Consider the following 12,632-nt stretch of genomic DNA (forward strand, 5'->3'; position numbering starts at 1 on the left):
TCAACACTCTATGATAGATTTTAAAAAATGTCTATATTTTTGTCATGACAGTTGTATTTACTATGGTCATGAACAAAAATAATAGATAAAATAGAAATGGGATAAAAATATAATAGCAGGAATTTTTTTAGGGTTACGGAAGTTCATCAGGAGGAATTATCATGGATAAAAAAACAAAACCGATAGCAGGTCGCAAGTTGTTAGGGATCGCTGGGGCAGCTTGGATGTTTGATGCCCTCGATGTGGGGATGCTCTCCTTTATTATTGCGGCTTTGAAAGTGGAAGAAGGATGGAACCTGACTGATGTACAAGCTGGATGGATTGGAAGTACGCAATCAATTGGGATGGCTGTCGGGGCTTTATTGTTTGGAGCAATGGCGGATAAAGTAGGACGTAAAAATATTTTAATTATTACGCTTTTACTTTTTTCTATCGGAAGCGGGTTATCAGCATTAGTAGGGACGGTTAGTTTATTTTTAATTTTGCGTTTTTTCATCGGCATGGGGCTGGGAGGAGAGCTTCCTGTCGCATCTACACTTGTAAGTGAAAGTGTAGCACCGAGCAAACGTGGACGAGTCGTCGTCTTATTAGAAAGTTTTTGGGCGTTAGGTTGGATTTTATCGGCTCTTATTTCTTATTTTATTATTCCGACATACGGCTGGAGAATTGCTTTAATCTTAAGTGCGTTACCAGCTTTTTATGCGGTATACCTGCGTTTTAGTTTACCAGACTCACCGAAGTATGAAGAGTTGAAGCCGAAGGAAAAACAATCGATGCTTCAAAATATGAAAAAAGTGTGGGCGAAAGAGTATTCCAAACAAACCCTCATTTTATGGGTGCTTTGGTTTTGTGTTGTATTCTCTTACTACGGCATGTTTCTATGGTTACCAAGTGTGATGCTGATGAAAGGGTTCAGCTTAATTAAAAGCTTTGAATATGTGTTAATTATGACGCTTGCGCAGCTTCCAGGTTATTTTACAGCCGCTTGGTTTATTGAAAAAATGGGTCGTAAATTTGTGTTAATTACTTATTTAATTGGTACGGCAGTGAGCGCTTATTTCTTTGGAACAGCTGAAGAACTGCCGTTGTTAATTACATCAGGAATTCTTCTTTCTTTCTTTAACTTAGGTGCATGGGGAGCTTTATACGCTTATACTCCGGAACAATATCCAACAGTGATTCGGGGAACAGGAGCAGGGATGGCAGCGGCTATTGGACGTATCGGAGGAATTTTAGGGCCGTTATTAGTCGGGTACTTAGTAGCTGCCAATACATCGATTAGTACGATTTTTACGATTTTTACCGTTGCCATATTAATCGGTGTCATCGCGGTTGCTTTCGGTAAAGAAACGAAAAATACAGTATTAGAATAGAACTTTGAGAAAGGAGTGCACTTGCACTCTTTTTTCATTTGGGTTATGCTAGCATAGTTGAGCAAACGATTTCTTATGTTGATATTGACATTTATTTACTAATCATATAGTATTTATATACTTTCATATTACTTTTTAATTCTTATCCAGAGAGGTGGAGGGATTTGGCCCTTTGAAGCCTCGGCAACAGACCTGTTATAGGAACTGTGCCACATCCAACAAGCAGCTGCTTGGAAGATAAGAAGAGTCGAATGAATACAGTAGCCTCTTCTTGGATAAGAAGAGGCTTTTTAAATATGCGCTGAATATAGCTGGAATATGGAATGTTGAAGAGGTTCAGGTATCACATAAACAGAATAGAAAGGGGTTATACATATGGAATTATTTAAAAAGATTGAAGAGAGAAAAGCGCTGTTAATTGATAAATTATNNATATGATGTTCCATTAAGAGTATTAGAAGATGAATATAAGCTTGTTGTCAATAAACCCGATCAACACTCCTCTTCCTCATGGATGACATAGTGAAGGTTGATTTGTTTACGTTCGGATTGTCACAAAATATTCAAGAAATGTATTCCTATTTAAATGATGTTTACAAATTTCTCACAATTACAAGGAATAGATTAGATTGATTTGGGGCTAATTATCTATTATGATATTTTTGTAAATATATTGAAAAGTGGGAAATGAATGATGGAGAAGCTATATGCTGAACTAATTAATGAAAAAATTGAGGAAAAAAGACAAGAAATGATTAGATTAGCTATAGATTTTGGCTTTACAAGTCAGCTGGCGGTTCAAGCAAGTCAAGAGCTCGATTCTCTTTTAAATGCGGCTGCATCTAGAGACAAATAGTTACACACTTCCCTGTCAAACAGATATTTGAAAAAATTCAAGAAAGCTATTGCTAAAAAAATGAGCAATAGCTTTCTTTTATGTTGGCTATAATAAGCTTGTGAATCTAAAGCGATATTTAATAAAGCCTTTAGGAGATGACTGCCGTTCATTCACAATTAGAATCCCTTAAGGGGGGAGATTGAGTGATACTACAGGTCGACAAAAAGGGGTGTGTCATCATGGAAAAAACAAAAAAATGCCGGGACTCTCTAGTTGTTAAAACAAGTATCGTTCTTCCTCCAGACACAAATAATATTGGTACGATGTTTGGAGGGAAATTAATGGCGCAAATTGATGACATAGCAGCTATTTCAGCGATGCGCCATGCTCGGTCGCATGTTGTAACGGCTTCAACGGATTCGGTGGATTTTCTGCATCCAATTTCTGAAGGCAATGCGGTTTGTTTAGAAAGCTTTGTTACCTATACAGGCCACACCTCCATGGAAGTGGTTGTAAAAGTAGTAGCTGAAGATTTGCAAAGCGGTGTTCAAAATTTATGCGCTCTTTCTTTTTTAACTTTTGTAGCGATTGATGAAAAGGGAAAACCTATTCCTGTTCCTCGTTTAATTTCAGAAACAGAAACGGAGAAAGCGCTATATGAATCAGCGAAGGAACGAGCACAAGCTAGAAAGAAGCGGAGAACAGATACACAATATATTGCCGATACTATTGGAAACGACCTTGTTTGGTCTTTATGAAAAATCGAGTAAATACTCGATTTTTTTGTTGTTCAAAAGGTATAAAAAAATAAAAATGATCAAAAATAACAGTAATTATTTGAGAAAGTAACCAAAAAGTGTTAAAAGTTGAGTAATGTTATAAAAACGGTTAGGGGGATAGGCATGGAAAAAGAACTCCTGCGAGTAGAAAACCTAACAACCTCATTTTGTATTGATGATCAATATTATGCAGCTGTTGACGATTTATCTTTTACCGTTCATGAAAATGAAATTGTTGCCATTGTAGGAGAGTCCGGCTGCGGTAAGAGTGCACTTGCTTTATCTATCATGCAATTGCACGATAAAAAGCGAACAAAATCAGAAGGTTCTATTATATATAAAGGGACAAACTTATTGAACGCAGCAGAATCGAAGTTAAATAAAGTTCGCGGTCGACATATTAGCATGATTTTTCAAGAGCCGTTAACGGCATTAAATCCCCTTATGCCAGTTGGTAAACAAATAGAAGAAAGTCTTCATTATCATACAGATTTATCAAAGAAACAGCAAAAAGCTAAAACGCTTACTCTGCTTGAACAAGTCGGGATTCCATATCCAAAACGCACCTATAAGCAATATCCTCATGAATTGTCAGGAGGAATGCGCCAAAGAGTGATGATTGCAATTGCCGTAGCTTGTTCTCCTTCCCTTGTTATTGCCGATGAACCAACCACTGCACTAGATGTAACCATCCAAGCACAAATTCTAGATTTATTAAAAGACATTCAACAAAAAACAAAGATGGGTATTATCTTTATTACCCATGATTTAGGCGTTGTCGCAGAGATTGCCGATCAAGTGATTGTTATGTATGCGGGACAAATTGTTGAAAAAGGAAGTGTAAAAACAATATTGGAGAGGCCGCTTCATCCCTATACAAAGTCTTTGCTTCACTCTATCCCTACTGTGACGAAAGAAAAGAATCGATTGCATGTAATTCAAGGGATGGTGCCGCCTATTGCGAAAATTAACAGAAGCGGCTGTCGGTTTAAAGAGAGGATTCCATGGATTTCTATGCAATCGCATGCGCAATTTCCGAGGCTTCATGAAGTGGAACCAGGTCATTTTGTTCGCTGCACTTGTTATAAACAGTTTCATTTTCCGAAAGAAGGAGGTACAGCGATTCGATGACGTTGCTAAAAGTAGAAGATATAAAAGTTTATTTTCCAATTCGAGGCGGTTTATTTCATACAGTAGTAGACCATGTTCGGGCGGTGGATGGTGTTTCTTTTGAATTACAGCAAGGAGAAACGTACGGGCTTGTTGGCGAGTCGGGAAGCGGCAAATCCACAACAGGAAAGGCCATTGTAAAGTTGCACCAGGTGACTGCTGGAACCATTACGTTTCAAGGCAAAGATCTTACGTATTTGAGCAGAGGAGAAATGAAGCCTTTTCGTAAAGATATTCAAATGATATTTCAAGATCCATATTCCTCTTTAAACCCGAAAAAGCGCGTGCTGGATATCATTGCGGAGCCGATTCGAAATTTTGAACGTGTATCGGTAACGGAAGAGAGAAAAATCGTGCAGCAGTATTTAGAAAGAGTGGGGCTAAATCCAGATTCTATTTATAAATATCCACATGAATTTTCGGGTGGACAGCGTCAGCGGATTGGTATCGCTCGTTCTTTAACGTTGAAGCCTAAATTGATTATTGCGGATGAACCTGTGTCAGCCTTGGATGTATCCGTCCAAGCACAAGTATTGAACTTTCTTCAAGATTTGCAAAAAGAATTTCAGTTAACGTATTTATTTGTAGGGCATGATCTTGGTGTCATTCGGCATATGTGTGACCGCATTGGTGTGATGTATCGCGGGCGGTTAGTGGAGGAAGGGACGAGTCAAGATATTTACAAAAATCCACAGCATATTTATACGAAACGGTTAATGGCCGCGATTCCCGATTTATCACCTGATGCTCGCGGGCAAAAAATAAAGCTTCGGAAACAGGTAGCTGAAGAATACAAGCAATTGTATTCTACCTTCTTCGATGAAAATGGACGAGCGTATGATTTAAAGCCGATTAGTGCCACACATAAAGTAGCATTGCCATAGGAGGTGAGAGGCAACCTATGTGGAAATTTATTGTACGCCGGTTATTGATGATGATTCCGCAGTTATTTATTTTAAGTGTTCTTGTATTTATGATGGCTAAAGCAATGCCGGGCGATGCTTTAGGAGGCAGAGAAATTGATCCGCGAGCTAATCCAGATGTGATTGAAGCACAGCGAGAAAAGATGGGATTAAATGATCCTTGGTATGAACAATATATTCGATGGGTGAGCAATGTTTCAAAGGGAGATTGGGGAGTATCGTACACACATAAAGTACAAGTAACGGATGTGATTGAAGACCGAATCTGGAATACAGTGAATTTAGCTCTCTTGACTTTAATTTTTACGTATTTAATCGCTATACCACTGGGGTTAATAAGTGGACGGTACAGCGATTCATGGATTGATAAAGTGATTACAGGCTATACGTATATAGGCTTTGCGACTCCTATGTTTATCTTTGCGATTATTATGCTCTTTGTATTCGGTTTTTCCCTTGATTTATTTCCGACGGGGGGAAGCGTTAATCCTACAGTGGAAGAAGGGACGTTTGCCTATGTACTGAGTAAAATTAATCATATGATTTTACCGGCGTTTAGTACGGCAATTGTTTCTACAACGGTTATTATTCAATATTTAAGGAATGAAGTCATTGATAATAAAATGAAGGATTTTGTTCGAACAGCAAAAGCGAAAGGCGTACCAGAAACAAATATTTATACTCATCATGTATTACGAAACTCTTTTTTACCGATTGCGGCTTTTTTAGGCTATGAAATTACGGGCTTAGTGGGTGGAGCGGTAATTATTGAGACGATTTTTAATTATCCAGGCATCGGTCAATTATTTCTGAGCTCTGTTCATGCTCGTGATTTTAGTGTTGTTACCGCTGTTGTCATGATGACTGGCTTTGCTACCCTATTGGGGACTCTTCTGTCCGATATTATTCTAAGTATAGTTGATCCGCGTATACGGATTGACTAAGGAGAGGTGAAGCGAGTAATGGAATTGAACGTAAATACAGAAAAACATGGACAACCTATACAAATAACACCTTCTGGAAGACAGCTAATTTGGCAGCAAATGAAAAAAGACCGTCTAGCGATGGGCTCGTTCATTTTCTTAGTTTCCATCCTGCTCTTTGTGTACAGCGCGGCTTTTGTTATGGATGCAGAAGAGATTGCTCGAATTAACTTACGAGCTCTTCATCAACCTCCTTCTCTGGAGCATTGGTTAGGGACGGATTATGGCGGACGAGATGTATTTGGTCAATTAATTATTGGAACGCGTAATTCGTTTACGATTAGCTTTTGTATTACATTGTTAACCGCTTTGATCGGGTTAACAACGGGGCTTGTGGCTGGTTATTTCGGCGGAGTGACTGACCATGTTGTCATGCGCATTATTGATTTTATCATCTCTTTACCGACGACGATGTTTATTATTGTGCTAGTAACGATTATTCCCGAATTTACAATATGGTCGTTTATTTTAGTGATGACTTTGTTTTATTGGACGGGCAAGGCACGATTGATTCGTTCCAAAGTGTTAGCGGAGCGGGAATTAGATTATGTGCAAGCTTCACAAACGTTAGGAACTCCGCATTGGAAGATTATGTTCTTTCAAATTTTTCCTAATGTAAGTTCGATTATTATCGTGAATTTTATTTTGAACTTAGCAGGGAATATTGGGCTTGAATCAGCTTTAACGTATTTAGGATTTGGATTGCCAGAAAGTACACCGAGTCTTGGAACGCTCATTAGCTATGCAAGAAATCCGGATGTGTTAGAGCATAAATGGTGGGTATGGCTGCCAGCTTCCGTCATGATTCTTATGATGATGTTAAGTATCAATTTTGTCGGTCAAGCGATTAAACGTGCGACGGACGCTAGACAAAGAAGATAACGAACAACAAGAGGAAGGTTTTTTATGAACGCTAAAGGCTATCAAGTATTATGTACATTCATAAGCTTCATATTATTAGCAGCTTGTCAATCGGGACAAAAGATAGAGGAAGTCCATCAAGAAGTGGCAGGTGTTAGAACGAGTCAGACGTTTTTAACAAAAACAACGAACACGACCAATGCACTTGAAGGTGGTCATTTGAATTATGGTTTAGTCGCAGACAGTCCGTTCGAAGGAATATTAAATGGAGTTTTTTTTGAAAATGCGTATGATGCGGAAATCTTGCAATTTTTTGATGAAGCACTGCTCGCGACAGATGAAAACTCGCAATTTACTCAAGAGGGTGCCGCGACATATGAAATGTCTAAAGACTATAAAACGATGACGATTACGATTCGAGATGGTGTTAAGTGGCATGATGGCAACCCTGTAACAGGAGAAGATTTAGAGTTTGCTTATTTAACGATTGGTCACCCTAATTATAACGGATCACGGTATGATACAACTTTTCAAAATATTGTTGGAATGGATGAATATCATGCAGGAAAAGCAGAGCGTATCTCTGGTATTAAAGTGGCTGGAAATCGGGTTTCGTTAACCTTTAAAGAAGCCAATCCATCGATTTTAACAGGGGTGTGGACGTATCCGCTTCATAAAAAGTATTTAGGGGATATTCCAGTCGCACAAATGTCAGCTTCTGCGAAAATCCGTCAACATCCAATCGGTTTTGGACCATTTAAAGTAAAGAAAATTGTTCAGGGGGAAGCGATTGAGTTTGAAGCTTTTGATGATTATTGGAAAGGAAAGCCGAAGCTTGATCGTATTTCTCTATCTGTTGTGAACTCAACCACAGCCGTTAAGGCGTTGCAAGCTGGAAAAATTGATGTTGCTAAGATTTCAGCTGATTTGTATGAGGGAGCAAAGAAGTTAACCAATGTCAATCTTCTTGGACAAATGGAATCAACCTATACGTATATCGGTTTTAAGCTAGGTCATTATGATTTAGACAAGAAAGAAAATGTAATGGGCGGGACGAAATTGTCAGATAAACGTGTTCGTCAGGCAATCGGTTATGCGATTAATAATGATGAAGTCGGACGATTTTTATATAAAGGACTTCGTTTTCAAGCGAATACGGTGATTCCGCCTACACAGCCTAATTATTATGATGCAAGTCTTGCAGGGTATACGTATAATCCTGAAAAAGCAAAGAAGTTATTAGATGAAGCAGGTTATGTGGATCGAAATGGTGACGGCTTTCGGGAGGACCCAAAAGGAAAGAAATTTGTACTTAATTTTGCCTCAATGGCTGGCGGAGATGCAGCGGAACCATTAGCTCGGTACTATATTCAGCAATGGCGGGATGTTGGTCTACATGTCCAATTGTTAGAAGGAAGGCTTCATGAGTTTAACTCTTTTTATGATCGCTTGAAAAAAGATGATCAAAAGATTGATCTATATCAAGCTGCTTTTGGTGTTGGTTCGGATCCTGATCCATCCGGCCTGTGGGCAAGGGACGCCGCTTTTAATTATACTCGTTGGGTCAATGAGAAGAATGATGAGCTTTTGCAAAAAGGAGTTTCAGTAGAGGCGTTTAATAATGAGTATCGTGCAGAGGTTTATAAAGAATGGCAAGCATTGATTAAAGAAGAGGCACCGCTTATTCCTACTTTATTTCGCTATGGATTTCTAGGAGTGAACGAACGGGTACGAGATTTGGAGCTTGAAGCAGGCAGTGTCCATGTAGATTGGTCGAAGGTAGCAGTAACAGCTGAAAAACCAATTAAATAGTCAACAAACAGCCGGTTCGTTTGCTGAATCGGCCATTTGCTATGGAGCGTTGCTTTTTCCTCCAAGTAAAAAACGGTATACTGAGTGTACGAAGAAAGGGAGTGTTGATTTTGGTTTCTATGATTGATGAAAATGAAATTGTTTTCTACATAAAAGAGTTAGTCGCTATTCCAAGTCCATCGGGGTATACAGAGGAGGCGATTGCTTATGTTGCTGCGTTTATGAAGAGAAATCATGTTTCGTATCAGCTAACGAATAAAGGGGCTTTGCTGGCGACGATACAAGGAAAGGACCAGAATAGACATCGTTTGTTGACGGCCCATGTGGATACATTAGGTGCGATGGTAAAAGAAATCAAACCAAATGGCCGCTTGAAATTAGCGATGATTGGAGGGTTTCGCTGGAATTCCGTTGAAGGGGAATATTGTACAATTCATACCGCAGAAGGGAAGGCGTATACAGGAACGATTTTAATTCATCAGACATCTGTTCATGTGTATAAAAATGCAGGAGAGGTGAAGCGTGATGAAGAAGCAATCGAAGTACGGATTGATGAAGTCGTAAAATCCCAAGCTGAAACAGAAGCTCTCGGTATTTCTGTTGGAGATTTTGTTTCATTTGAACCGCGTGTAGAAGTAACAGAGAGCGGTTTTATTAAATCTCGACATTTAGATGACAAAGCAAGTGTCGGCATTTTGCTTCATATCATTGAGCGCATTCAAACGGGAGCCATTTCTTTATCACATACGACGCATTTTCTCATTTCTAACAATGAAGAGATTGGGTATGGAGGAAATTCGAATATTCCAGCTGAAGTCGTTGAATACATAGCGGTTGATATGGGAGCAATTGGAGACGGGCAAGCGACGGATGAGTACAGCGTCTCCATTTGTGCCAAAGATTCATCAGGGCCATATCATTATAAGCTGCGTCAACATCTTGTATCCCTAGCGAAAGCTCATGCGATTGATTATCGAGTCGATATTTATCCGTATTATGGTTCCGATGCGTCCGCAGCGATTCGAGCCGGACATGATATTGTACATGGATTAATTGGCCCTGGAATCGATGCGTCTCATGCGTTTGAGCGGACACATCTTTCTTCGTTAAAGCATACAGCGAATTTACTTGCGCATTATTTACAGTCGGATTTGGTTATTTAATTCGATATCTCGATTATTTTAAAGCAAATAGTTTTTTGTAACAGAAACGATATGTAGAAGGGAGTGACAGATATGTGTTTGATAAATTTCGCTTATAAAATGGATTCACGGTATGACTTAGTTGTTGCTGCCAATCGGGATGAATTTTATGAAAGACCGACCGCACAGGCGTCTTTTTGGGAGGACGCATCGCATGTGTTGGCAGGCAGGGATTTAGAAAAAATGGGAACATGGATGGGGGTCACTAAACAAGGTCGTTTTGCGGCCCTTACCAATTATCGTGACCCAGATAATGAAAACGGCAATATGCGTTCTCGTGGAGAATTAGTTGGTCAATTCTTAATAGGAGACAATCAGCCTCAACAGTATGTGCAAATGATTCAACAGCATCGTGATCAATATCCTGGATTTAACTTAATCGTTGGGGATGGAAGTTCCCTTTACTATTATTCGAACATAGAAAATGAAATTCGCTTGTTAAAACCTGGGCTGTATGGACTGAGCAATCATTTGTTGGATACGCCGTGGCCAAAAGTACGTAAAGGAAAAGAAGGATTGGAAAGATGTTTGAGAGGTTCAACTGAAACATTGAAAGACTGTTTATTCTCGAGCTTGCAATATGCGGACCCTGCTCCAGATGAAGAATTGCCAAATACGGGTGTTTCTTTAGAATGGGAACGAAAGCTTTCTCCGCTATTTATTCAAACTCCGGATTATGGAACAAGATCATCTACTGTTTTGTTTATGAGCGATAAAAATGTTCAATTTGTAGAACGGATGTTTAAGGAGAGAGAATATAAGGAGAGGGAATTTACGTTTGAAATTGAACGGTAACCACTCCTATGGCTAAAGAGGCCATTGAAAAAGTCCGTTATTTAAAAGAAAATGATGAGAAACTATGCTTCCTCTGAATATCAGAAGCTATTAAAACAGTACCATATGACAAGCAGCATAAGCCGTAAAGGGAACTATTATGACAACGCTTGTATCGAATCATTCTACGGCATTCTTAAATGAGAGCTTGTTTATCAAACAAAGAAAAAGTGTACGGTCATTAAAGTAATCCGTACACTTTTTTGAATTATCTTTTGAAACGAAAAATATAGTGATTCGTTTATGTATGAACGAACATATTTTTTGTCAAAAGGGTACCAATAATAGTCAATTGATACGTATGAGTAATGGAAATGCCTCTGACGGGATTCGAACCCGCACTCACAATCGTTAAGCATAGGCTAGGGGAGAACACGCTTCCCTACGGATTTTCACCGGCAGGAATTCCACCTGCCTCAGCTAATTTGCTTTTCGGTGTTTCTGAAACCCTTATTGAAATCCTTACCTTACTACCCGGCGCTCTTCACTTCTAGAGCTACAGAGGTGGATTGTTACGATACAAATTAAGTTTTTATACTATATTCAGGGGAGATTTGATTACTGATAAAAAACTGAGAAATGAGAGAGTTCAGCTCATGTATTATAGATGGTAGATTCCTATCATGGTGGATTGCAGTATATAATGTCCTTTTTATCATGGGATTGTTCACTTGAATTATGTTAATATTTTTTTCTGTTTCAGGCTTTAAATGGCTTTCGAATATTAAAGCACTCCCTAACTCAGAAGCGACTAGGCTAATAATTGAGCTGGTTCTGCTGGTTTCAAAAGCAATATTGGGTTTTATATCATGCTGATTAAAAGCAGCCATTGTAATTTGGCGTGTATGATAATTGCTCGGGAAGAAAATCAGAGGCTCGCCGTCTAGATCAGTAAAACTAATTTCTTCTCTATTATTCAAATGATGATGTAGCGGAGTAATTAATACTAAAGGCTCTTCAAAAACAGGAGTAAACTTTAATACATCTGTATCTTGGCAATTGGAAGTGATTCCAATATGCACATCATATTTCTTTAATGATTCCGCAATTTCCTCCGCTCCCATTTCCTTAATTTTAATAGGTATATGTGGATATTTCCTTTTAAACTCAGGAATTATTTTACATAACCATGGAATACTAGTTACATAAGCCCCAATGCTAATTTCACCTAAACCCACATTCTTAACATCTTCCATTTCTTTAGTGGCATTTTTCAGTTGTTGTAGAATCTGTACTGAATGCTTATATAATACTTTTCCTGCATCTGTTAAAGTAATTTCTCTTGTATTTCTTTTAAACAACTTACAATCTAGTTCTTGCTCGAACATTTTCATTTGTTTACTAAGAGATGGTTGAGAGATATGTAGTTCCGATGCAGCTCTAGTTATGTTTTTATTCCGAGCTATTGATTCAAAGTACTTTAATAAACGAGTATCCATCATTTTTACCTCCAAAGTATTTCTTAAAGATTCATAACCTGAGGTTATGGTTCCATAAACAGGAAGTATTGGTATTATAGCACAAAAATCATTTATAGTAATAATTACCAAATGTTTGAAGCATACAAAAAGTATCCATTCATTTTTTATATCCAACACTAAGAGTGCTTCAAATAAAAATACTAAAAATGTAATAGTATTTTTATTGATTCATTAAAGGGGGGATTTGCTTGAATGTTGATGAAGTCAATAACTAACCGTTATCAGTTCATAGATAGTGTTATGATGTGTCCTTGAAGATTATAAGGTAAATTACATTTGATTATGTAAGCGGTTAAATTAGGATTCTATCTTACATTAAGAAAACTAGTATTGTCGTACGAGTTCTTGAAAATAGATGAAACAAATCCTTTATAAC

General features: G+C 38.3%; 11 protein-coding genes and 1 riboswitch. Of the genes, 10 read left to right on the forward strand and 1 reads right to left on the reverse strand.

The window, feature by feature from the left end:
• The first annotated feature begins 161 nt into the window (after positions 1-161).
• The 10 genes from V7068_RS19890 to V7068_RS19935 all read left to right on the forward strand — a co-directional run bounded on the left by V7068_RS19890 (position 162) and on the right by V7068_RS19935 (position 10,736).
• Complete coding sequence (locus tag V7068_RS19890; protein WP_499714223.1) at positions 162-1,373, forward strand: MFS transporter; 1,212 nt, start codon at positions 162-164, stop codon at positions 1,371-1,373.
• A gap of 139 nt (positions 1,374-1,512) precedes the next feature.
• Positions 1,513-1,617: riboswitch (SAM riboswitch) on the forward strand.
• Positions 1,618-2,064: 447 nt separating this feature from the next.
• Positions 2,065-2,229 (forward strand): aspartyl-phosphate phosphatase Spo0E family protein, encoded by a 165-nt coding sequence (locus tag V7068_RS19895; protein ID WP_499714224.1) that lies wholly within the window; start codon positions 2,065-2,067, stop codon positions 2,227-2,229.
• A gap of 221 nt (positions 2,230-2,450) precedes the next feature.
• Positions 2,451-2,969 (forward strand): acyl-CoA thioesterase, encoded by a 519-nt coding sequence (locus tag V7068_RS19900; protein ID WP_499714225.1) that lies wholly within the window; start codon positions 2,451-2,453, stop codon positions 2,967-2,969.
• Positions 2,970-3,113: 144 nt separating this feature from the next.
• Positions 3,114-4,121, forward strand: coding sequence for an ABC transporter ATP-binding protein (locus tag V7068_RS19905; protein ID WP_499714226.1), 1,008 nt, complete (start codon positions 3,114-3,116; stop codon positions 4,119-4,121).
• Positions 4,118-5,044: an ABC transporter ATP-binding protein gene (locus V7068_RS19910; RefSeq protein ID WP_499714227.1), complete on the forward strand. Its 927-nt coding sequence runs from the start codon at positions 4,118-4,120 to the stop codon at positions 5,042-5,044. Before V7068_RS19905 ends, V7068_RS19910 begins: the two co-directional genes overlap by 4 nt.
• 17 nt (positions 5,045-5,061) lie before the next feature.
• Positions 5,062-6,027: an oligopeptide ABC transporter permease gene (gene opp4B, locus V7068_RS19915; RefSeq protein WP_127759598.1), complete on the forward strand. Its 966-nt coding sequence runs from the start codon at positions 5,062-5,064 to the stop codon at positions 6,025-6,027.
• A gap of 24 nt (positions 6,028-6,051) precedes the next feature.
• A complete protein-coding gene (locus tag V7068_RS19920) occupies positions 6,052-6,948 on the forward strand; it encodes an ABC transporter permease (RefSeq protein WP_499714231.1) in 897 nt (298 codons plus the stop codon).
• Between the two features lie 24 nt (positions 6,949-6,972).
• The gene (gene opp4A / locus V7068_RS19925) at positions 6,973-8,739 is read left to right on the forward strand and encodes an oligopeptide ABC transporter substrate-binding protein (RefSeq protein ID WP_499714228.1); all 1,767 of its coding nucleotides are present in this window, start codon (positions 6,973-6,975) and stop codon (positions 8,737-8,739) included.
• A gap of 119 nt (positions 8,740-8,858) precedes the next feature.
• Positions 8,859-9,902 carry a M42 family metallopeptidase gene (locus V7068_RS19930; protein WP_499714232.1) on the forward strand — a complete coding sequence of 348 codons (1,044 nt, stop codon included), beginning with the start codon at positions 8,859-8,861 and terminating at the stop codon, positions 9,900-9,902.
• A gap of 72 nt (positions 9,903-9,974) precedes the next feature.
• Positions 9,975-10,736, forward strand: coding sequence for an NRDE family protein (locus V7068_RS19935; protein WP_499714229.1), 762 nt, complete (start codon positions 9,975-9,977; stop codon positions 10,734-10,736).
• Between the two features lie 563 nt (positions 10,737-11,299).
• Here the strand turns inward: V7068_RS19935 and V7068_RS19940 are convergent.
• On the reverse strand, positions 11,300-12,217 hold the full coding sequence (locus V7068_RS19940; protein ID WP_499714230.1) for a LysR family transcriptional regulator: 918 nt from the start codon (positions 12,215-12,217) through the stop codon (positions 11,300-11,302).
• Positions 12,218-12,632 lie beyond the last annotated feature (415 nt).

It is taken from the genome of Bacillus sp. JJ634, assembly GCF_036962285.1.
Lineage (GTDB): Bacteria > Bacillota > Bacilli > Bacillales > DSM-1321 > Peribacillus > Peribacillus asahii_A.